Consider the following 20,768-nt stretch of genomic DNA (forward strand, 5'->3'; position numbering starts at 1 on the left):
GGCCCGAACCCCAAGGTCCGGGCCACTTCCTCAGAACCAACGTCCAATTGCGATCACGCACGGCGCGCGGGCTGTTGCATCTGATGTGGTCGAAAGAACCTTGCACACAACTTGGCTGGTCGACGGTTCGTCAGCCCCGACGAACCGGCCCGTGCTGCCACCGCTACCGCTGATGGATGGAGTCGCTGCAAAAACGACCGGGAATGCCCACGTCTCGGTATTGCTGGCAAACAGCGCGCCTTCAGCAGTGGTACAACCTGTGGCGGTCAGGGTTGCGGTACAAATCTGAGTGCCATCAGCGAAACGGACATAGTCGCCCGTTGCAGTGCTGCCGCGTTCAATCACTGCACCCGTCGGAGCGCCCGCATTTTCAGACACTGAGCCCAGCAGATTGCCGGGTCCGTACCCATAATCGGCCCGCATCAAGCGTCCGGTGGTGGTATCCGTCGGGCTGTTTTGAACAGACGCGCCGCTGGCGATACCTGTAGTGGGATCAAGGCTCAGGGCGTCCGTCCAACTGCCACCGTCCGGTGACACCTTGATCGAGAACCCGGTGCTGCCGGAAAGGCCCATCTCAGCGTGACCTGTCCAGTTGGACTGAAACAGCAAGGACGCTGTTTCGCCAGAGGCGGACTTGTTGATCTTCAGCTGATGGCCTCCGCCCTCATGACTCAGCAATGTCGCAGGGCCACGAACGGATAGGCGGTTGGTGCTGTCATAGCTGGTTGCAACACCTATGCCCGGCAAGTTCGAAGTTTCGATCGGAGGGGTGATCCACGCGCTGCCATCCCACAGTTTCACCTGCCCGTCGGCTTGATCCCAGGCGCGCCACCCTATCTGCGGCGTCAGAAAGTGCCAGGCCGTATCGATCCAGGCGACCAACTCGCCTGCGTGCCCATCCCACTCTCCGGTCGGGTTCGCGCCCAGCCCATGAATCTCACCCTGTTCCGGGGCGGCGGGTGGATTTGTGCTGCTGGTCGACACAACGCTCAGCTGCACCACGAGGTCCAACTGGCGCAGGGCCTCGTTATGGGTGACATGTTTCTGCGCCTGAGACGGCTGCAAAAACGGCAGGTTCAATCGGGGTGAGGTCTGAGACACGGGTGTCCTCCTTAGGCTGTCGGTCCGACATTTCGTTGCGCGCCACCCTGCCGCAGGACGCGTGAATTCTGTCTGACCGAAGCGAACGCCCGGAGGTTTTTCAGTTTACCTTTTTGCCTGAATCTCGTGCAAAAATATGAATTCTTACAGTTTAACTGCGTGAATATATGTCCTCGTAGCGGATAATGTCATCCTCACCCAGATACGTGCCCGTCTGGACCTCGATCAGAACCATGGGCACCTTGCCGGGGTTTTCCATCCGATGGACCGCGCCCAAAGGAATGTAGACAGACTGGTTTTCGGAAATCAGACGCTCTTCCTCGTCGATCGTGACCTTGGCGGTACCTTCCACCACGATCCAGTGTTCGGACCGGTGGTGATGCGACTGCAGGCTGAGCGCCGCGCCGGGATGGACATGGATACGTTTGACCTGAAACCGGTCTCCGATCACCAGACTTTCGAACCAGCCCCAGGGGCGATGATCCACTGGCAGGGATTCGGCCTGTTTTGCACCTTTGGCTTTCAGTGCGGTCACCGCCTTTTTGACATCCTGCGCCTTGTCCATGCTGGCGACCAGAACAGCGTCGGGCATGGCGACGGTTATCACGTTCTGCAAACCCAGCGCCACAACCTCCTGCGCCGGAGATTCCGAACGGACCAGCACGTTTTGGCAGTCAATCGCCGTGACCTCGCCAGATATTGCCACGCCGTCCGCATCCGGATGCGTCAGCTCTTGCACCGCGGACCAGCTGCCGACATCCGACCATCCGGCCGCATAGGGCACAACGCTCAGGTTGTTCGCTTTCTCCATCACGGCATAGTCGATTGAAATATCTTCGACCTGAGACCACGCCTCGGCATCCAGCCTGAGGAACCCAAGGTCAGTTTTGGCGTTTTCGACAGCTTTTTTGACAGGGCTCATCAGCGCAGGGGCGTGCTGTTCGAACGCGGCAATGATGTCGCGAACGGCGAACAGAAAGATGCCTGAGTTCCACAGATAGGTGCCATCGGCCAGCATGGATTGGGCGGTTTCAAGATCGGGCTTTTCTACAAACCGGTCCAGAGGCACGGCGCGGGTCTCGGGCGTTTGGCTGAGTTTCAGATAGCCATAGCCGGTTTCCGGTCGATCCGGAGTGATGCCAAAGGTCAACAGATCCCCGCGTTCGGCAATCGTGCGCAAACCTTCGGCCACCGCGTCGTGAAATGCGCTGGGATCAGGAACCACATGATCTGAAGGGGCCACCAGCATCACCGCATCCGGATCGGTTGCATTCAGGAAAAGGGCGGCGGCCAGAACGGCGGGTGCGGTGTTTCGCCCCTCGGGTTCGATCAGGACCGGGCCGGGGTCTATGCCGATCTCGGTCAATTGCTCCGGTACGACGAACCGAAACGCTTCGTTCGTAAGGACGACAGGTTTGGCATAAGGCGCAGCTTCTGGTCCACTCATTCTAAGGGCGCAATCCTGCAGCAGGCTGTTTTCGCCCAGCAAGGGCACAAACTGCTTGGGATAACTTTTCCGGGACAGCGGCCACAAACGGGTTCCAGACCCCCCGCACAGAATTACTGGGTATACGGTTGTCATGATCGCGAAACGTCTTTCTTTTGCGTGTCGTGTTGCCAGGTTACTGGGCGGCTTTCTCTGCCGAGACAATGTCGTGTAGATATGCACTCAGGTCATCGCGCAGATCGTCGCGGGCCAGCGCAAACGCGACTGTTGCCTGCAGGAACCCGGCTTTCGATCCGCAATCGAACCGCTGGCCGTCAAATTTGTAGCCAAAAACAGGAACGCCGTTGCAGATATCTTCCGCAATTGCGTCGGTCAGCTGGATCTCTCCACCGCTGCCTTTTTTCTTCTGGTTCAAATTGTACAGAACCGAGGGCCCAAGCACATAGCGTCCGATTACCGCGAGGTTAGAAGGCGCGTCCTCGGGCTTGGGTTTTTCGACCATGCCGCGCGTGCGCACGACGGTGCCCACATTGTCGCCCACATCCAACACCCCGTAAGAGCTGGTCTGTTCAGGCGGAACCTCCATCGCGGCAACCATGTTGCCGCCGGTTTCCTCATAAGCTTCGATCATCTGCTGCAAACAGGGCTTGTCAGCGGCGATGACGTCATCGGGCAGCATGACGGCGAAAGGTTCATCCCCGATCAGGCGGCGCGCGCACCAGACCGCGTGGCCAAGTCCAAGCGCCTTGTGCTGGCGGATATAGGCGATGGCGCCGCTTTCCATATTCGTCGCGTTCAGCGTTTCCAGCAGCTTGTCCTTGCCTTTGTTTTTCAACTCTTGTTCCAGAACAAGGTTGTGGTCGAAATAGTCCTCAAGCGCGGATTTCCCGCGGGACGTGACAAAAATAAACTCGGTGATCCCTGCGGCGCGGGCTTCGTCGATGGCGTACTGGACCAGAGGGCGGTCAACCAGCGTCATGATCTCTTTCGGGACGGATTTCGTCGCGGGCAAAAAGCGTGTTCCAAGCCCCGCTACAGGGAAAATCGCCTTGGTGACCTTGCGTGTCATAGTGCCTCTCAATCTAGTTGCCCCTCGTGGTCGACACCAGTCGGGTTATTCCTCTTAGGCTTTGGAGCCGGATCATTCAATATTGCCTGGGAGACCTGAGCTTAAATCGGTCAGATCGTGCCATGGCGTGAACAGCAAGTCAAAAGACAGTTATGTCGTCAGCTTTTGTGTTCTGGGGCTGGCATCTTGATCCACGAGGCTGCTGCAATGAAGCGATCTGGTGTCACGATCTGGGCGATCCATTCATAACAGGTTGATTCTAAAAAGCCGCACTATGCTTGTTCGCCATGTTCGGTCAAAGAACAGGCCGTATAAAAGGCCGGTTTAGATACGGCGATTTATTGGCTCGATCTAGGAAGTAATCGTTAATAAATTTCCATATTGTTGACATATAAGGGCTGTATAGCTGTTGGCTATTGCCCAAGTTCAGAGATAAGCGCGCGGTCAGGGAAACACGTTTCAGCCCGGCCTTGCATTTTCTGCCAGCGCCCGATTGAGCGTCGCGTTTTGAAACCCGGCAGCCCATCCGAACCGCCGACATCATGGCCAAGACTCTCCAGCCCTCTTTGCATCGCTGCGATTTCTGATCGGTATAGCGGATCAACACGGCCCCAGCGCGCCGCGAAATCTCCGACACCGAAGGCAATCCTGTCCCCAACGTGCCCTACGAATAGCGCATATAGATCGCTCTTGTTGTATTCTTTCAGGACATAGAAATTTTGGGTCACCAAAAATGCAGGCCCGGTTCGGCCAGCAGGCATCATGAGAAACCCCTCGCCAGGCAGTTCATGCGCGGGAAATGGGCGACCCGAAGTGCGCCTGATCCCCATCGAGGCCCATTCCTCGATTGCGCGCCCCTGATCAGGCCCCTCCAACGCGCAGCTGATCGCATCGGGCACAACGACCTCGAACCCCCAATCACGGCCCGAAACCCAGCCGTGCCGCGACAGGTAGTTGGCAATCGAGGCGATGGTGTCTTCTTCGGACTGCCAGATATCTGGGTTGGAATCGCCGTCTCCGTCTACGGCGTAGGTCAGAAAATTCGAGGGCATGAACTGCGGCTGCCCCAGCGCCCCGGCCCAGCTGCTTTTCATTTCACGGCCATTCAAATGCCCTGCTTCGGCGATTTGCAAAGCAGCCAGCAACTCGGATGTGAAATACTGCGAGCGGGTGCTCATGAAACCTTTTGTCGCCAGGACCTGAAATGCGTTGTGCGGGATCGCCACTTGGCCATAGCCGCTTTCACGCCCCCAGATGGCGAGGATTATGCGTGCCGGAACGCCGGTTTCGGCCTCAGCACGGGCAAGCACTGCCGCGTAGCGTTTGGCCATTTTGCGCCCCTGCGCGGTCGCGCCCTGCAAAGAACCGGCTTTGAAATAGCGTGCGGGGGCTCCGAATTCGGCCTGTGATTGTGGCTTTGAGGACCGCGGAGGACTGCCCGGTGGCACCAGATCCGGAAGGTCCCATTTCAATGTCACGCCGGACAGCGCCCGTGTCATGGTCTTGCGCGAAACGCCCTCGGCGCGTGCTTGCGGCCATACCGTTTCCTGCAACCAGGCTTGAAACTGTCGCTCAACCTTGGCGCGATCTTGCGCGTTGGCCGCCAGGGGCTGGATGGCAAGGCAAAAAATCAAAATGAGAATACGCATCGTAGCCAAGCTGTGTCCCGAGGATGCCTGCAAGTCAACCGAAACCAGAGCACCATTGGTAGCAGCTTGAAGGCTGCGATCAAAAGCCTTGAGAAATCTTCTGCCTTTGTCGATAGTTGCACTGAAACAGATGCGAAAGAGGACAGTCGCCTATGACCAAGGTCAGAACGGCCCTCATATCGGCGGCGATGCTGCTAGCCCTATTGGTGGTGTCGTCGGCCACGACCGCAGGTGCCAGTGACAGCTTCATGGACCCTCAGGGACCAATCGCGGCGGTGCAGAAAGCACATCTTTTGCGGGCAACATGGTTGATTTTGATCGCTGTTGTGCCTGTTCTTGTTCTGGTTCCGCTTATTGCGCTGCGATATCGCCGCCGAATGGGTGGTACGGCTGCCTATCGACCAGATTGGGACTTCTCGCCCCGGCTCGAGATGGTGATGTGGGGCGTTCCGGTGCTGATCGTCGTGATTTTGTCGGTCTACCTGTGGAAAGCGACCCATCGTCTGGACCCTTACGCGGCACCCTTTGGGGATGAGCCTGCCGTTCAGGTTCAGGTCGTTGGCCTCGATTGGAAATGGTTGTTCATCTATCCCGATCTGGGGATCGCTACCGTGGGTGAGATGGGTATTCCGGTTAAGAAACAGATCGCTCTGACCCTGACAACAGACACCGTCATGCAGTCGTTCATGATCCCGGCTTTGGCGGGGCAGATTTACGCGATGCCGGGCATGACCACTCAACTGCATTTGGTTGCCGATCGGCCTGAACAGATGCAGGGCGAGAATACGCAATATAACGGGCGCGGATTCACGAAACAGAAGTTCGAGACGCTTGCCCTGTCGCCAGAGGATTTTGACGCTTGGGTCGAAGCTGTGCGCCAGAACGGCATCGTGTTGGATGAGGCGACGTACAACACAGTCGCCATGCGCTCGGATCGGGATGAGGTGCAGCAGGCCCTCGGAACCTCAGATATGCCTGAAAACGCATTGTATTTCCGCCTGGGCGAGGGCGATTTGTTTGGTTCTGTTCTGCATCGCTATCACTCTGGCAAAGCCCTGCCGCATGATCAGCAGCCGGGAACAGCCTCATTCGGGCAGGGGGTAGGCCAATGACATCTGATAATGGATTTTTCGGTCGCCTCAGTTGGGACGCGTTTCCCATTGCCGGGCTGATCCAGAACCCCAACGCAAATGAGATCGTCGCCAATGCCGCCGCCGCCGTGGTCATAGTCGGAGCGGCCGCCGTTGTCATTCTGCTGTCGTGGTTTCGGCTGTGGGGGCCGCTGTGGTGCGACTGGCTGACCAGTGCTGACCACAAGAAAATCGGCATCATGTATATCGTCTTTGCCATCGTCATGCTGGCCCGAGGGGTGTTGGAAGGCGTTGTCATGCGTGCCCAGCAGGCCGCGGGGCCGGGTGACGGTTTCCTTGAGGCCGAGCATTTTGCCGAACTCTTCAGCACGCACGGCACGATCATGATTTTCTTTGTCGCTGTGCCTTTTGTCTTTGGTATCGCGAATTACGTCATCCCGCTAATGATCGGCGCGCGGGACGTCGCCTTTCCGGTGATGAACCAGATCAGCCTTGGGCTGACGGTCTCGGCGGGCATGATGCTGATGGTATCGCTGGTGGTCGGAGAGTTCTCGACCGGGGGATGGACCGCTTATCCGCCCTATACCGGGGCCGCGTTTAATCCGGGTGTGGGGCCGGACTATTGGATCTGGGCCATAGTTGTGTCGGGGATCGGAACGACTCTGACCGGGATAAATTTTGCCGTCACGATCTACAAGCTGCGGGCACCGGGCATGACCTTCATGCGGCTGCCGATGTATTGCTGGACGATCATCTGCAGCTCGATCCTTATTGTCTTTGCGATGCCGCCGCTCGGGGTTGCGGCTTTGATGCTGGCCGCTGACCGCTACCTTGATTTTCACTTCTTCACAAACGACCTCGGCGGCAACATGATGAACTATGCCAACCTGTTCTGGCTGTTCGGTCACCCCGAGGTCTACCTGCTGGTCCTGCCCGCCTATGGCATCTATTCGGAAATTTTCGCGACCTTTTCGGCCAAGCGCATCTATGGCTATACCTCGCTGGTGATTGCCACCATGTCCATCGCGGTGCTGTCTTTCACCGTTTGGCTGCACCACTTCTTCACCATGGGCCAAAGCGCGCTGATCAATGCCGTGTTCGGCATCGCGACCATGCTGATTGCCATCCCTACCGGCGTGAAGGTCTATGACTGGATGGCCACACTCTGGAGGGGGCGTATCCGTTTCTCGGTGCCGATGCTCTATGGACTGGCTTTTCTAATGCTGTTCGTCATTGGCGGCCTTAGCGGAGTGATCTTGGCCAATCCAACCGTTGACTATCAGGTCCACAACACCCTGTTTCTGGTGGCGCATTTCCACAATGTTCTGCTGCCTGGCGTACTGTTTGGCTTGCTCGCGGCCTATAACTATTGGTTCCCGAAGGCGTTTGGCTTTCGCCTGCATGAAGGATGGGGCAGGGTGACGGTTGCGCTCTGGACTATTGGATTCATGCTGACCTTCTTGCCGCTCTACTTTGTCGGCCTGATGGGCATGCCGCGCCGTTCGTTCAGTTGGGAGGATCCAAGCTTTCACCCCTATATGATCGTCGCCGTGATCGGCGCATTGGTCATCACAGCCGCGCTGCTGTCGGTTCTGGCTCAGCTTTGGGTCAGCATTCGCGACCGCGACAAAACCCGCGTTCCTGTAGGCGACCCATGGGATGGCCGCTCGTTGGAGTGGTCCATCCCGGCACCGCCACCGCCCTATAACTTTTTCATCATCCCACAAGTGACCGCGCGGGATGATTTCGCCACCGCCAAAGAGCGCGGCGCGGGTTATCCCACCCCGGACGCGTATGAGGATATCGAGATGCCGCGCAATACCGGGATCGGATTCATCCTTTGCGTGACCAGCGGCATCTGGATGTTCGCGCTGGTCTGGTGGATCTGGTGGCTGGCGGCGTTGATGGCGGTTGTAATGATCCTTGCCTTCATCATCTGGACCTTCGACACCAGCACCGAAATCACCATCCCCGCCGAGGAGGTCCGCAAGGACCATGAAGCCTGGCTCGCACTGGTTCACAGCGAAACCGCCGTGGATCGCGACCACGAGATGGCGACGGAAAACCGGGGCCTCGCCCGACCCGATATGGAGGTTGTGACATGAAACGCGCCCCGACCCATAGCTATCCCGGCATCAACCTCGGGGAACGCCACGCCAGCGCGCACAAAGCGTCCGAAGTCGTCACCTTCGGCTTTTGGGTCTTTCTGATGAGCGATCTGGTCTATTTCGGCCTGATGTTCGCGATCTACATCACGATGATTGACGCGCAAGCCGGTGGTCCCGGCCCGCATGAACTGTTCGATCTCAAAAGCATCTTTGCGCAGACCTTGATCCTGTTGACCAGCAGCCTGACCGTCGGATTGGCCATGCTGGCTCTGAAATACAACCTGCCACGGCCAAAGATTGTTCTGTGGTTCGGAATAACACTGTTCCTGGGTCTCAGCTTCCTTGTTCTGGAAATCCGAGACTTCATGGCAATGTTCGAAAAAGGAGGCATTCCACAGCGCAGTGGCTTCCTTTCTGCCTTCTATGGCTTGGTGCCGTTGCACGGTCTGCACGTGGCAGCGGGCTGTGTCTGGCTGGTTGTTCTGGGCATTCAACTGCGCGTCATGGGTATGACGGATCAGGTGATCTCACGTGTCGTACGGCTGGCGTTGTTTTGGCACTTTCTCGACCTGATCTGGATCGGCATCATCACAATCGTCTATTTCGGGGGTCTGACCTATGGATGAACGCTCTGAAATGCATCGACGCGAGCGGCGGCGCTATTTTGTCGGCTACGGAGGCTCGCTGCTGCTGACACTTGCGATGTTTGGTGTTGCGTATGTCTTCGGCATTGAAACGACCGGGGTGTATCTGACCATCGGCCTGTTGGGTCTGGCGCAGCTGATCTTTCAACTGGTCTATTTCCTGCACATTGATCGTCGTCGCAGCAGCCGCGAGGATCTGGATCTGATCCTATTCTCGACCCTTGTTCTGTTGATCATCATTCTCGGCACGATCTGGGTCTTGGGCAACCTTGCGGCCCGAATGCATATGCACGCAATGTAGAAGGGGCGTCAGCGCGCTATGGCAAGCCCCAACCACAACGCACCCCAGCACATCACAAGGCTGACGACGATGTTGCCTGCGGCCAGAGCCAGCGTCTGCTTGCGGCGCAGCTCCAGCGATTGATAGGCGAAGCTGGAAAACGTGGTGAACCCACCGCAAAAGCCAAAAACCAGCCTTTTTTGCTCCTCGCCCATTTCGACGGGACCTCCCAGATAGCCAAGCCAAAGCCCCAGCAACAGGCTGCCAAGCACATTCACGATCAAGGTGGACAGAGGCAGATCATGCGTGACCCGTAACGCCACCCAATGTCGGAACACAGCGCCCAACCCGCCGCCCAGGCCAAACAGAACATGCAGATACAGATCCGTCATTTGGACCCCCGATCTGCATAGAAACGCCGCCCGAGGGCCTCACCTGCGATTGCGGCGGCCAGACCGACTGCAATCTCCAACCCGGCCGCCGCCACTGCCGCCCCGAACGTGTTTGCGGCCAACCGCTCAAGCTCGGCCACAAACGAAGAAAACGTGGACAGGCCGCCACAAAACCCGATCGCCCCAAGATGTAAAACATGGGCGTGAACCCGGTGACGAATGGAATACAGCCAGCCAAGGATGAAACAGGCGAAAACATTGATCCCGAATGTCGCCGTCAGGACCGAAGCGCCGAGGATTTCCACCGAGAAAACCTCTCGTATCACGGAGCCCAGGGCACCACCGGCAAAGACGGCCAGAAACATCAAGACGTGCCCTTGTTTCGCTGGTTGAGAGTTCCGTGTGCTCACTCTGCCTGTCCTTTATACCGACCTGTCAGGCGTCGCGCCCTAAAAACACCAGATCGATCAAACTCGTAACGCGGTTTCACAAACGCGTCTCCTTTGATTGCAAACTGTCTGGGGGGTTGCAATCAAAAGCCAAGCTGTTTCACTTGGGCCCAACACTTTCGGTTTTGATCTGAATGGATTTTACGCCGCCCTCCAAATACAGCTTACCCAAGGAGATCAGGAATGGTTGTACGCAGGCTTTATTACTTTCTCAGCTTCGTCTGTTTGCCTCTGGCTCTGCTTTTGGGCTTTGTTTGGCATCCAGCGCATTGGCTGTTGTTTTTTCTGGTGCCCTACGCGGTGATCGGGACGTATGACATTCTGACGACAAGGCACAACGTGCTGAACAACTATCCCGTGCTGGGCCATTTCCGGTATATGTTGGAGTTTGTCAGCCCTGAAATCCGCCAGTATTTCGTAGAAACCAACGAAAGCGGCCGTCCCTATAACCGGATTGTGCGCAGTCTGATCTATTCCCGCGCCAAAGGTCAGGTTGATACGCAAGCCTTTGGCACGCAATACGATATCACGACCGTGGGCTACCACCGCGCCAATCATTCGCTGGCCCCAAAACACGTGGACGAAAGTGAAGAACGCATCATGCTGGGCGGGCCGCAATGTGAAAAACCGTATAGCGCGTCGCGCCTGAATGTCTCGGCTATGAGTTTCGGTGCGCTTAGCGCCAATGCCATTCGTGCTTTGAATGGCGGGGCCAAAGATGGGGGGTTTGCACATAATACGGGCGAAGGCGGGTTGTCTCCGCACCATCTGGCTGAAGGCGGTGACATTTTCTGGCAGATCGGAACCGGTTATTTCGGATGCCGAACCCGTGACGGAGGGTTCGACAAGGACAAATTCGCGGAAAAGGCCTCTAAGGACGTGGTCAAAGCGATCGAAATCAAGCTGTCTCAGGGTGCCAAGCCGTCGCACGGGGGGGTCTTGCCTGCCGCCAAAGTCGATAAAGAGATCGCCGAAATCCGAGGCGTCCCAGAACATCAGGACGTCATTTCCCCGCCGGTTCATTCCGCCTTTGATGGCCCGACCGAGTTACTGGAATTTGTGCAGCATCTGCGCGAGATGTCAGGTGGCAAACCGGTTGGCTTCAAGCTGTGCATCGGCAACCCGTCCGAGTTCATGGCAATCTGCAAAGCGATGCTGGAAACCGGGATCCTGCCCGATTTCATCACCATTGACGGATCCGAAGGGGGTACGGGGGCTGCTCCGGTCGAGTTCACGAACCGGCTTGGAATGCCGCTGAACGAGGCGTTGATCTTCGTGAACAACTGCCTTCGGGGTGTGGGCTTGCGCGACAAAATCCGCATCATTTGCGCAGGCAAAGTGGCGACAGGCTATGATCTGGTCGAAAAATTCGCGCTGGGGGCCGATATGTGCAACGCCGCGCGTGCCATGATGTTTGCGGTCGGGTGTATTCAGGCGTTGCATTGCAACACCAACCGCTGCCCATCCGGTGTGGCAACCCAAGACCCTGTCCGGGGGCGTGCGGTAAATGTGCAGCAAAAACGCAAACGGGTTCATCGTTACCACGAAGCCACCTTAGAGAGCTTTCGCGAGCTTTTGGGCGCAATGGGTAAATCAACAGTGGCCGAGCTTCATCCGCGCGACATTCTGCGTCGCACCGCTGATGAACGTGAGCATTCCTACGCTGAAATGCACACAATACTAGAGGAGGGCGCTTTGCTGGCCGACGCAGTACCAGCCGAGTTCGAAGAAAACTGGAAACGCGCTTCGGCGCAACATTTCTGACGTATCACGGGGACTCTATTGTACTGAATCTCTGGTGTTGTTGGCCGCGTGCGCGTGAATTTTGCGCACGCTCCATTCAACCGCATCACGCATGGTCTTTCCCAATGCGACGTCGAAGGCTTCTACCAGATCAGGTGTTTGGTCACTTGCTGACACGACAAATTCGCGGAAAGAGCTCGAAGCGATGATCTTGTCTTCGAACTCATCAATGATCTTGATGTTCATGCGGACCTCGACCCGCACGGTTTTAGAGTTCTCGGTCTCGGACACAACAAGACCCTGAAACTCGCGCAGGTCCGGCTGGACAACGTAGTCGGCGCGCAGGCCAACCGTGGATCGACCCACCGCCGCCACCTTGCCCGAGTTTTCAAAGCTTTCGACCATCAGCGCCTGTACAATCAGAGGTGCGCGATCGACCCAGCGGGCTTGCGGCAGGTATTGAACTTGCAGCGCTGTGGGTTGAATGGCGATCTGGTCTGTATTTACAGCGGCGGTTGCTGTCGGCTCTTGCACAACGATCTGCTTTTGGACCCTCGGCAGCGCGGATGAGAACGTGCTTTTGGGCGTCAGCAGATACAGGTTGTTGGGCTTCGACGCTTGTCGCAACGTATCCAATCCAGTGCAGGCCCCAAGCAAGGCCAAGGTCAGGGTTAGTAACAGCGGCCTTATCATTGACGGAACTCCGATGCCTGGGTGCCCAGCAGGAACCGTGCCGGGTCTCGTTCTACTTTATCAACCAACCGGTCGAGAGAAATGACCAGACGTTGCGCCTCTTCGACAAATCGCACGAATTGAGGCAGGCCAACGCGCAGGAAATTCGACACCTGTCGGCTATTGTCCTGCACGATCTTGTCCACCGTGCCCAGCAGCTCTTTCGCCGAATTCGAGGCGCTGAGGACATCGTCCGAGATCTGGTCGATCTTGTTGGTGATGTTCGAGACGGTTTCGGTCACCTGATTGGCGGCTTTCCGGATGTCTTCGGCCACAGGAGCCACGTCTTCGTCTATTACCCGATTGGCCGTGTCAAAGGCACGCTCGGCCGAGGCCAATACGCCTTTGGTCGAGTCCATCGCGGTGGTGATCGACGCAAGTGTGGTGTTGGCATTCGCGACAGTTTCTGTGATCACACCCAGCGAAACACTGGCCTCTTGCGTCAATTGCGTCAGGTTGTCAGCAAGCTCGGAACCGCGTTGGATAAAGGGTTTCACGTCCTCTGCAATAACGCTGTTTGCCGTTTTCAGAGTGGTCTTGGCCTCATCCAGGGCCCCTTTCGCCGAGTCCGCCGCCGTCTTGACCGATTTCAGCGTCTCGGTACCTGTCTGCAACGTGGTTTCGGCTGCGGCGATCAACGGGTCGAGGCGTTTGGTGAAATCTCCGATATCTTTCGCGGCATTGCCAATATTTCCGGATACGGTCTCGAAATCTGACATCGTTTTGTCCAAACGCCCGGTGGCCGAAGCGAGATTGTCCAAAATTTCCGAGACGGCCTTGCGGTTCTTTTCGTCAACGACCGAGTTCAGCTCCTGCAACAAAGTGATTGCTTCGTCCAGAACCTTCGGGGCGCCTTCGAACAGCGATTGTATCGTACTGCGTTTGCTTTTGATCACGCTGTTTTGCGGCAGACGGGCGGCAGTGGTCGATCCCCCGGTCAATTCGACATAGCCGACGCCGGTGACACCAAGCGACTGCAATTGAGCGATCGTGTCTTCGGTAACGGGGATACCCGCATCAACCTCAATCCTCACCCGTACTTTCGAGGGGTCGTCATCGTCCAGATTCAATGAGATCACCTGTCCGACCGGAAGGCCATTGAAACTGACCCCCCCAGCGGCCGACAGGCCCGATACGTTGTCGAATAGCACGTCATAGTAAGCGTATTGCCGGGTCACCTCGAACTTGGCGAGCCACAGGAAAAAGCCAAATGCACCCAAAAGCCCTGCAAGGGTGAATGCGCCGATCAGGATATAATTCGCTCGGGTTTCCATCGCGTTACCTGCCTTACCCCTTCTGCTGTGCCGCGCGGGCGCGGGGGCCTGTGAAGTATTCCTGAACCCAAGGATGGTCGACCTTGGTCATCTCTTCTATCGGACCTTCAACCAGTACGCGTTTTTCTGCAAGTACCGCGATGCGGTCGCAGATGGCATAAAGACTGTCCAGATCATGCGTGACCATGAAAACCGTCAGGCCCAATGCCTGCTGCAGCTCTCGGATCAACTCATCATAGGCGGCGGCCCCGATTGGGTCCAAACCGGCGGTGGGTTCATCGAGAAACACGATCTCAGGGTCCATCGCCAAGGCGCGGGCCAGCGCGGCCCGTTTGCGCATCCCGCCCGAAAGTTCGGATGGAAACTTGCCGCAACTCAGCTGTGGCAGGCCTACAAGGCTGATCTTCAACGCACCAAGCGATTCCATCAGCTTTTCGCTTAAGCCCGTATGTTCGCGCAGAGGGGCCATGACGTTCTGCAAAACGGTCAGTGAGGAAAACAGCGCGCCATCCTGAAATGCCACGCCCCAGTGGCGTTCGATACGGCGGCGGTCTTCCTCGGGGCCATTCAGAACATCTACGCCCAGAACCTCGATGCTGCCTGCCGCTGGCGTGTTCAGCCCCACAATCGTGCGCAGCAGTACCGATTTACCAGTGCCCGAACCGCCGACGATGCCCAAGACCTCGCCCCGCCAGACATCGAGATCCAGATTGTCATGAACAACCTGCGGCCCGAACTGATTGCGCAGCCCACGCACGCGGATCACCGCCTCGTGTTGCGCATCTGCCTGAGTGGTCTGGTGCTGCACCGTACCGTCCATGTCAGATCCCAATCTCAGAGAAGAAGATCGAAAACAGGGCGTCGATGGCGATCACCATGAAAATCGACTGCACGACCGAGGCGGTGGTGCGCTGACCCACGCTCTGGGCCGAGCCTTTGACTTGCATGGCCTGCCAGCAGGCGATCACGCCGATGACCAGCGCGAAGAAGGGCGCTTTGATCAAGCCAATCGCCAATTGCCAGACATCTGTGCTTTCGTTCAAACGGGTGACGAACATGCCGGGGCTGATGCCGAGGTCGATCCAGCTCATCAATCCGCCGCCGAACAGGCCCGCCAGATCGGCGACAAAACCCAGAATGGGGAGCATGATCAAAAGGGCCAGAACACGTGGCACCACCAGCACTTCGATCGGGTCCAGACCCAGCGTGCGCATGGCGTCAATTTCTTCCTGCACCTTCATCGACCCGATTGAGGCGGTAAAGGCCGAACCGGACCGACCGGCAACGATGATAGCGGTTAGAAGGATCCCAAGCTCTCGTAGTACCGAGATCGAGATCAACTCGACCACGAAAATCTCGGCACCGAATTGTTTCAGCTGCGTCGCCCCCTGAAAGGCCAGAACAACGCCGATCAAAAACCCCATCAACGCCACGATGGGCAGGGCCTTGAGACCGGTCTCCTCCATATGCGTAAACAGAGCAGCCCGGCGCAAACGCCAGGGCATGACCAGCGTGCGCGCAAGCCGATGCAGCGTCAGACCCAAAAACGCAAGGATCGAAAGCGTGTCTTTCCACGCGCCAACTGTTTTCTGACCCACACCTGCCACCCAATCCACCGCATTGCGGGGCGGGGCCAGTTTTCCGGGATGGTCAGAGATGTTTTGCGATACGGTCTCGATCAACGCCACATGGGCCGGTTGAACGCCTCGGAATTCAAGTTTCGCCCCGGCCGTCGTGAAACGTTTCGCAAGGTCCGCAACCAGCCACGCGCCGCTGGTATCCAATGCTTCGACATCCGACAGGTCCAGCGTGACATGCCCGCCCTCTGGCTGAATGCCCGCAAAGGGCCCCTCAACCAAAGCAAGCGATTGCGTCAGCATTTCACCTGCAATTCGGATCCGAGTGCCATCGCTTTCGCGTTCGGCGGAAATGGTTGGGCTGCTCATGTTTGTATGTGATGCAAAAAAGCCTGAATCTGCAATGGTTGTATGCCTTTGTTACCAGATTTACAAATCAGGGAGTGCGCCGCTGCGACACGTGCAGCCAGCACGCCACGGTTGTTTGGTGCGGACCAGCTTGGCGATTGTGGGACAAAATAACCGCCTGGGCGTTCGCCCCTACACCAAGTTCAAATCTGATGCTACGGATAGACCGCAGGGAGGGCGATCTTGACCGTTAGCGAAAAACGCATCAAGGCGATGACGACGGCTGGGCTGAATTTGATTGGTCAGGCGCTGTCGATCTATGACAGTAAGTTGCGTCTGGTTCTCAGCAACCGACGCTTTCAAGAGATGTTCAGCCTTCCCGACGATCTCGTGCAACCGGGCGCGTTGTTTCGCGACACGATCCATTTTCTGGTCACCCGCGGAGAATACGGGTCCGAGGGCGATGTAGACGAAATGGTACAGCAGCGCGTCGAGCAAGCCATGGCGTTTGAGCCACATTACATGGAGCGCGTCCGACAGAACGGGCAGGTTGTCGCCGTTGAAGGATCACCTTTGCCGCAAGGTGGGTGGGTCGCTGTCTATACCGATATCACAAACACCAAGCGCGCCGAAAACCTGCTGCGCGCCCGATCCGAGGAGCTTTCGGATCAACTGCTCAGCCATACCGAGGAACTTTCGGCCACCAACCGCAAGCTTGCCGCCACCATTGCTGCGTTGGAAGAGGCCAAGCGCGAACTGACCGAGATCGAAGCCCGCACGCGCATGACGACCGAGATGATGCCCGCTCATATCGCACATCTCGATACTGATGGACTCTATGACTATTCAAACCGGCGGCTCAGTTCGGTGCTGCCGGGGCGCCCATCTGATATTCTAGGGCTGCATATCTCCGACGCCCTTGGCCGACACGCCTTTTCACGAGTCGAGCCGCATCTGTCAAAAGCCTACGGTGGAGAAACCTCGGTTTTCGAGTTCACGGAAGAACAGGACGCCCGCCGCATTCGCGTGTCCTTTACCCCGGATGGGGAAGGTGGGGTGTACATTATGTCCGTAGACATCACCGAGGAAACGCAAACTCGTGTCGCGTTGCAACAAACCCGCCGCCGCGAGATGGCCGCGCAGATGACCAGCGGGCTGGCGCATGATTTTTCGAACTTACTGACTATCATTCTGGGGATGCAGGGACGGCTGGACAAGATGAACCTGCCCGAAGAAGCGCATGAGCTGATTGCGGCAACCCGTCAGACCGCCCAGCGCGGCGGGCAGCTGTTAAACCGGATCGCGGATATGACGGGGAACCGGACGCCGCAGCCCAAAGCGACAGATATGCTTCAACTGCTTGAGGATCTCCGTATTCTCGCCTCACCTTCTCTGCCGCGCGGGGTGGGGCTGTCGGTGGTCAACACTCTGCCGGATCAGGCCCTGATGCTGGATCCGGGCATGGTGCAGGATGCCTTGCTGAATTTGGTCCTGAATGCGCGCGATGCTTGCGGAAACAACGGTCAGATCACTATCAGCGCCCATACGATTGGTGCGATTTGGGTTGAGATTGCGGTCTCTGATACCGGGCCGGGGTTCTCGCCCGAAGCGCTGGACAAAGCCCTCAATCCGTTTTTTACCACCAAAGGCAGCGATGGGTCCGGTCTTGGTTTGCCGATGGTCTATGACACGGTGAAACTGGCCGGAGGGGACCTGAGTCTTAAGAACACACCCTCGGGCGCATCGGTTGTCTTGCGGCTTCCGTACCGTCCGGCACCCCCCATGCGCGGCGGATTGGTGCTGCTGGTCGAAGACAATCAGGACTTGCGCCTTCAGTTTCGCGACATGCTGATCGGCTTTGGATTTTCGGTCATCGAGGCGACCTCGGTCGACGAAGCGCTGACCTTGGTGAGCGAACTGGATGACATTGTTCTGGTCCTTTCCGATATCCGATTGGAAGGTGATGCAACCGGGCTGGATCTGATGGAACGCCTCAAACCCCGGCTGCCATGTATTTTGATGACGTCGCTGCCATCGACTGACCCTATGCTGAAACGCGCAATCGGGCGGGTGCCCGTCTTGCACAAACCATTCACCCCCAAACAACTTTCGGCTTTGATCCGAACCGAGGCTGCTTGATGACTCAACCGTTGGTCACCATTCTGGATGATGAGCCCGAAATCCGCCATATTCTGACGGAGACCCTGCAAGACGCAGGTTTTCGAACCCAGAGCTTTTCACGGGCCCGAGAGTTCGAGGCCGCGTTGAACCGCGTGACGCCCGATGTCTGCCTGGTCGATCTGTCCCTGCCGGATACGGATGGTCTGGCGCTGGTGCATCGCCTTGCACTGGAACAGGGCTCTGCCGTCATCATCATTTCAGGACGCGCGCAGGTGCAGGACCGGGTCACGGGGCTAGAGCTTGGCGCCGACGACTATATAACCAAGCCTTTCGACCCCGCCGAAGTCGTTGCGCGCGTGCGGGCGCGGTTGCGGTCTCCGAAGGGGCAGGTGACACATTCGGAAACTGCCGCCTTCAACGGTTGGGTCGCACATTTTGACCGCTATGTTATCGAGGATCAGAGCGGCACAGAAACCGCGTTCAGCCATGCCGAAGGTGAAGTACTGCGTCTGTTTCTGGAAAGCCCCAAACGTCTGATCAGCCGCGCCCAGATGCAGGAAACGCTGGGCGGTGCGGCTGGCGAAAGCTTTGATCGTGCAATGGATGTGCGCATTTCCCGCCTCAGAACCAAGCTGGGTGAAGATCCCAAAAACCCGCGATTGATCAAAACGATCTATGGCGCGGGCTATATTTTCCTTGGTGATGTAACCTGGCAATGAAGGTCCCAGTGCGCGCATTTGACCCGGCTTCAAGGATATCTGCGCGGTTGGGCTGGAATCTCGGGCTCGTCCTGATTAACTAAAGCGACCTCGACGACCGAGGGGCAGAGATCCGAGTTATCTCTGTGTAACCGTGCGGCTGCTCATTCAGGGTGGCGACACTGACGATCTGGAGAGTGCAATGATCGGCAAGGCCTGGGCAAAATGGCGATCGGGCTATATCGGTCGGCTTGTCGTGGAAAGCCTACGCAAGCAAGGTTGGATGTACGGCGTCGCGATGCTTGCGATGGTTATCGTAGCCGCCACCACCGCTGGTACGGCTTGGATGATGGAAAACATCGTCGATGCCATGACCACACCAGAAATGAGGTCACAGGCACATTGGATTGCGCTTGTTGTGGTCGGGCTGTTCGGGGCCAAGGCGTTTGCATCCTATATTCAGTCGATTTTTCTGGCGCGCGCGGGCAACCGCATTATCGCGGTCCAGCAGGAGCGGCTGTATGATCGGCTGCTGCAGCGCGGTATCGGGTATTTTGCAGAGATTGAGTCTTCGAACCTGTTGATGAGGGTCACCGCAGGGGCGGGGGCCGCCCGGAACCTGGTAAACATCATCGTGACCAGTTTCGTGCGCGACGCGCTAACGCTTGTAGGTCTGATTATTGTCATGATCTACCAGCAACCCTTGTTGTCCGTACTGTTTTTCGTGGTTGGCCCGGTTGCTTTGATAAGCGTGCGCTATCTGTTGAAGAACGTACGGCGAATAATGCAGGCCGAGTTGAAATACCTCTCTGAAATCATTCAGGTCCTGCAGGAAACATCGAACGGGATCAAAGTTATCAAGGTGTTCAGCCTTGAAAACCGAATGACCGATCGGATGAACACTGCGATCAAACGTGTTGAGAAACGCTCGAACGACATCGCCTCTTTGCAGGCCATCGCCAGCCCGTTGATGGAGTTTCTCGCAGGTCTGGCTATCGCCGGTATTCTGGTTATCAGCACTTTGGGGATCGGAGGATCTGAGCCTCCGACAGCCGGTCAGTTGATGTCGTTTATCACGGCTTTGTTGATGGCCTATGAACCAGCCAAACGCTTGTCGAAAATGCGGGTTTCGATCGAGACTTGCATGGTGCCGATTGGTATGATGTTCGAGCTGCTCGATGAGCAGGATTCGATGCAGGAGCATTCAGAACCCAAAGAGATGGTCAATGGTCCGGGCGAAATCCGCTTGCGTGATGTGACCTTCGGGTATCAAGGCGCATTGCCTGTTATCAAAGATATGGATGTCACCTTCGAAGCTGGCAAGACCACGGCTCTTGTCGGTCAATCCGGTGGCGGGAAATCCACGATTTTTGGTTTGATCATGCGGTTTTATGACCCCAATCAGGGCTATGTTGAGATTGACGGCCAGGATTTGACCGAAGTCAGCTTTGCATCACTGCGCCGGAAAATTTCATATGTCGGGCAGGACACGTTCCTGTTCTCGACAACCGTCATGGATAACCTGCGTTATGTGGCGCCTGACGCGTCGGATGAAGAGATTGTTGCCGCTGCACGCGCCGCGCATGCGCATGATTTCATCACTCAATTGCCAAATGGCTATGACACACAAGTTGGTGAAAATGGTGCGTTTCTGTCCGGAGGCCAAAAACAGCGGATCGCAATTGCCCGGGCGATTTTGCGCAAAGCGGAAATCCTTCTGCTGGATGAGGCGACAAGCGCGCTGGACGCAGAATCCGAAACTCTGGTCAAAGAGGCATTGGACAAGCTGACTGAAGGGGTTACGACAATCGTGATCGCCCACCGGTTGTCGACCGTTCTGGAAGCGGACAACATCATGGTCGTTCAGGATGGTCAAATCGTCGAACAAGGGGCCTTGAATGTGTTGCTGGAAGAAAATGGCGCTTTCCGGCGTCTGTTTGACCAGCAATTCAAAAAGCCAGAATCGTGAAACTCCTACAATTGCGCTACAACATTATGTTGAGAACTTGAATCACTTGACGCTGTTGAAAAATAATAGATTTCAA

The 20,768-nt window shown here is 56.9% G+C and carries 18 protein-coding genes; 8 read left to right on the plus strand and 10 right to left on the minus strand.

What is annotated here, in order from left to right; genetic code table 11:
* Nucleotides 1-30 precede the first annotated feature (30 nt).
* From AC2FD8_RS12070 to AC2FD8_RS12085, 4 genes are all read right to left on the minus strand, one after another.
* On the minus strand, nucleotides 31-1,101 hold the full coding sequence (locus AC2FD8_RS12070; RefSeq protein WP_496856419.1) for a DUF2793 domain-containing protein: 1,071 nt from the start codon (nucleotides 1,099-1,101) through the stop codon (nucleotides 31-33).
* Between the two features lie 151 nt (nucleotides 1,102-1,252).
* Complete coding sequence (locus AC2FD8_RS12075; RefSeq protein WP_496856421.1) at nucleotides 1,253-2,683, minus strand: mannose-1-phosphate guanylyltransferase/mannose-6-phosphate isomerase; 1,431 nt, start codon at nucleotides 2,681-2,683, stop codon at nucleotides 1,253-1,255.
* A gap of 40 nt (nucleotides 2,684-2,723) precedes the next feature.
* Nucleotides 2,724-3,617 (minus strand): UTP--glucose-1-phosphate uridylyltransferase GalU, encoded by an 894-nt coding sequence (gene galU / locus AC2FD8_RS12080; protein ID WP_496856422.1) that lies wholly within the window; start codon nucleotides 3,615-3,617, stop codon nucleotides 2,724-2,726.
* Between the two features lie 413 nt (nucleotides 3,618-4,030).
* On the minus strand, nucleotides 4,031-5,266 hold the full coding sequence (locus tag AC2FD8_RS12085; protein WP_496856424.1) for a lytic murein transglycosylase: 1,236 nt from the start codon (nucleotides 5,264-5,266) through the stop codon (nucleotides 4,031-4,033).
* Between the two features lie 152 nt (nucleotides 5,267-5,418).
* Between AC2FD8_RS12085 and AC2FD8_RS12090 the strand changes: the two genes are divergently transcribed.
* From AC2FD8_RS12090 to AC2FD8_RS12105, 4 genes are read left to right on the plus strand one after another with little or no spacing between them, the layout of a single operon-like run.
* A complete protein-coding gene (locus AC2FD8_RS12090; protein WP_496856426.1) occupies nucleotides 5,419-6,378 on the plus strand; it encodes a cytochrome ubiquinol oxidase subunit II family protein in 960 nt (319 codons plus the stop codon).
* The gene (locus AC2FD8_RS12095; RefSeq protein WP_496856428.1) at nucleotides 6,375-8,462 is read left to right on the plus strand and encodes a cbb3-type cytochrome c oxidase subunit I; all 2,088 of its coding nucleotides are present in this window, start codon (nucleotides 6,375-6,377) and stop codon (nucleotides 8,460-8,462) included. Before AC2FD8_RS12090 ends, AC2FD8_RS12095 begins: the two co-directional genes overlap by 4 nt.
* A complete protein-coding gene (locus AC2FD8_RS12100) occupies nucleotides 8,459-9,091 on the plus strand; it encodes a cytochrome c oxidase subunit 3 (protein WP_496856430.1) in 633 nt (210 codons plus the stop codon). Before AC2FD8_RS12095 ends, AC2FD8_RS12100 begins: the two co-directional genes overlap by 4 nt.
* On the plus strand, nucleotides 9,084-9,410 hold the full coding sequence (locus tag AC2FD8_RS12105) for a cytochrome o ubiquinol oxidase subunit IV (RefSeq protein ID WP_496856432.1): 327 nt from the start codon (nucleotides 9,084-9,086) through the stop codon (nucleotides 9,408-9,410). Before AC2FD8_RS12100 ends, AC2FD8_RS12105 begins: the two co-directional genes overlap by 8 nt.
* Before the next feature lie 8 nt (nucleotides 9,411-9,418).
* Here the strand turns inward: AC2FD8_RS12105 and crcB are convergent, their stop codons facing one another.
* Both crcB and AC2FD8_RS12115 read right to left on the minus strand, forming a co-directional pair.
* Nucleotides 9,419-9,781 carry a fluoride efflux transporter CrcB gene (crcB, locus tag AC2FD8_RS12110; protein WP_496856434.1) on the minus strand — a complete coding sequence of 121 codons (363 nt, stop codon included), beginning with the start codon at nucleotides 9,779-9,781 and terminating at the stop codon, nucleotides 9,419-9,421.
* Nucleotides 9,778-10,146 carry a fluoride efflux transporter FluC gene (locus AC2FD8_RS12115; RefSeq protein ID WP_496856435.1) on the minus strand — a complete coding sequence of 123 codons (369 nt, stop codon included), beginning with the start codon at nucleotides 10,144-10,146 and terminating at the stop codon, nucleotides 9,778-9,780. The genes crcB and AC2FD8_RS12115 overlap by 4 nt, the downstream gene beginning before the upstream one ends.
* A gap of 267 nt (nucleotides 10,147-10,413) precedes the next feature.
* Here AC2FD8_RS12115 and AC2FD8_RS12120 point away from each other — a divergent pair, with 267 nt between their 5' ends.
* On the plus strand, nucleotides 10,414-11,994 hold the full coding sequence (locus AC2FD8_RS12120) for an FMN-binding glutamate synthase family protein (RefSeq protein ID WP_496856436.1): 1,581 nt from the start codon (nucleotides 10,414-10,416) through the stop codon (nucleotides 11,992-11,994).
* A 15-nt stretch (nucleotides 11,995-12,009) separates the two neighbouring features.
* Here AC2FD8_RS12120 and AC2FD8_RS12125 read toward each other — a convergent pair whose 3' ends face one another.
* From AC2FD8_RS12125 to AC2FD8_RS12140, 4 genes are read right to left on the minus strand one after another with little or no spacing between them, the layout of a single operon-like run.
* On the minus strand, nucleotides 12,010-12,666 hold the full coding sequence (locus AC2FD8_RS12125) for an ABC-type transport auxiliary lipoprotein family protein (RefSeq protein ID WP_496856438.1): 657 nt from the start codon (nucleotides 12,664-12,666) through the stop codon (nucleotides 12,010-12,012).
* Nucleotides 12,663-13,979, minus strand: coding sequence for an MlaD family protein (locus AC2FD8_RS12130; protein ID WP_496856439.1), 1,317 nt, complete (start codon nucleotides 13,977-13,979; stop codon nucleotides 12,663-12,665). The genes AC2FD8_RS12125 and AC2FD8_RS12130 overlap by 4 nt, the downstream gene beginning before the upstream one ends.
* A 13-nt stretch (nucleotides 13,980-13,992) precedes the next feature.
* The gene (locus AC2FD8_RS12135) at nucleotides 13,993-14,799 is read right to left on the minus strand and encodes an ABC transporter ATP-binding protein (RefSeq protein WP_496856441.1); all 807 of its coding nucleotides are present in this window, start codon (nucleotides 14,797-14,799) and stop codon (nucleotides 13,993-13,995) included.
* 1 nt (nucleotide 14,800) lies between these two features.
* The gene (locus tag AC2FD8_RS12140; RefSeq protein WP_496856443.1) at nucleotides 14,801-15,925 is read right to left on the minus strand and encodes an MlaE family lipid ABC transporter permease subunit; all 1,125 of its coding nucleotides are present in this window, start codon (nucleotides 15,923-15,925) and stop codon (nucleotides 14,801-14,803) included.
* Between the two features lie 252 nt (nucleotides 15,926-16,177).
* On the opposite strand from AC2FD8_RS12140, the gene AC2FD8_RS12145 reads away from it, so the two are divergent.
* From AC2FD8_RS12145 to AC2FD8_RS12155, 3 genes are all read left to right on the plus strand, one after another.
* Nucleotides 16,178-18,043: a PAS-domain containing protein gene (locus AC2FD8_RS12145; protein WP_496856540.1), complete on the plus strand. Its 1,866-nt coding sequence runs from the start codon at nucleotides 16,178-16,180 to the stop codon at nucleotides 18,041-18,043.
* Nucleotides 18,043-18,744 carry a response regulator transcription factor gene (locus AC2FD8_RS12150; protein ID WP_496856445.1) on the plus strand — a complete coding sequence of 234 codons (702 nt, stop codon included), beginning with the start codon at nucleotides 18,043-18,045 and terminating at the stop codon, nucleotides 18,742-18,744. The genes AC2FD8_RS12145 and AC2FD8_RS12150 overlap by 1 nt, the downstream gene beginning before the upstream one ends.
* A gap of 181 nt (nucleotides 18,745-18,925) precedes the next feature.
* The gene (locus AC2FD8_RS12155; protein WP_496856447.1) at nucleotides 18,926-20,692 is read left to right on the plus strand and encodes an ABC transporter ATP-binding protein; all 1,767 of its coding nucleotides are present in this window, start codon (nucleotides 18,926-18,928) and stop codon (nucleotides 20,690-20,692) included.
* The last annotated feature ends 76 nt before the right edge of the window (nucleotides 20,693-20,768 follow it).

The organism is Ruegeria sp. YTSC192 (assembly GCF_059609705.1).

Coding starts and splice junctions, on each gene's coding strand:
- AC2FD8_RS12075 (WP_496856421.1), bottom strand. CDS start 2,683: ATGACAACCGTATACCCAGTAATTCTGTGCGGGGGGTCTGGAACCCGT.
- galU (WP_496856422.1), bottom strand. CDS start 3,617: ATGACACGCAAGGTCACCAAGGCGATTTTCCCTGTAGCGGGGCTTGGA.
- AC2FD8_RS12085 (WP_496856424.1), bottom strand. CDS start 5,266: ATGCGTATTCTCATTTTGATTTTTTGCCTTGCCATCCAGCCCCTGGCG.
- AC2FD8_RS12090 (WP_496856426.1), top strand. CDS start 5,419: ATGACCAAGGTCAGAACGGCCCTCATATCGGCGGCGATGCTGCTAGCC.
- AC2FD8_RS12095 (WP_496856428.1), top strand. CDS start 6,375: ATGACATCTGATAATGGATTTTTCGGTCGCCTCAGTTGGGACGCGTTT.
- AC2FD8_RS12100 (WP_496856430.1), top strand. CDS start 8,459: ATGAAACGCGCCCCGACCCATAGCTATCCCGGCATCAACCTCGGGGAA.
- AC2FD8_RS12105 (WP_496856432.1), top strand. CDS start 9,084: ATGGATGAACGCTCTGAAATGCATCGACGCGAGCGGCGGCGCTATTTT.
- crcB (WP_496856434.1), bottom strand. CDS start 9,781: ATGACGGATCTGTATCTGCATGTTCTGTTTGGCCTGGGCGGCGGGTTG.
- AC2FD8_RS12115 (WP_496856435.1), bottom strand. CDS start 10,146: ATGTTTCTGGCCGTCTTTGCCGGTGGTGCCCTGGGCTCCGTGATACGA.
- AC2FD8_RS12120 (WP_496856436.1), top strand. CDS start 10,414: ATGGTTGTACGCAGGCTTTATTACTTTCTCAGCTTCGTCTGTTTGCCT.
- AC2FD8_RS12125 (WP_496856438.1), bottom strand. CDS start 12,666: ATGATAAGGCCGCTGTTACTAACCCTGACCTTGGCCTTGCTTGGGGCC.
- AC2FD8_RS12130 (WP_496856439.1), bottom strand. CDS start 13,979: ATGGAAACCCGAGCGAATTATATCCTGATCGGCGCATTCACCCTTGCA.
- AC2FD8_RS12135 (WP_496856441.1), bottom strand. CDS start 14,799: ATGGACGGTACGGTGCAGCACCAGACCACTCAGGCAGATGCGCAACAC.
- AC2FD8_RS12140 (WP_496856443.1), bottom strand. CDS start 15,925: ATGAGCAGCCCAACCATTTCCGCCGAACGCGAAAGCGATGGCACTCGG.
- AC2FD8_RS12145 (WP_496856540.1), top strand. CDS start 16,178: ATGACGACGGCTGGGCTGAATTTGATTGGTCAGGCGCTGTCGATCTAT.
- AC2FD8_RS12150 (WP_496856445.1), top strand. CDS start 18,043: ATGACTCAACCGTTGGTCACCATTCTGGATGATGAGCCCGAAATCCGC.
- AC2FD8_RS12155 (WP_496856447.1), top strand. CDS start 18,926: ATGATCGGCAAGGCCTGGGCAAAATGGCGATCGGGCTATATCGGTCGG.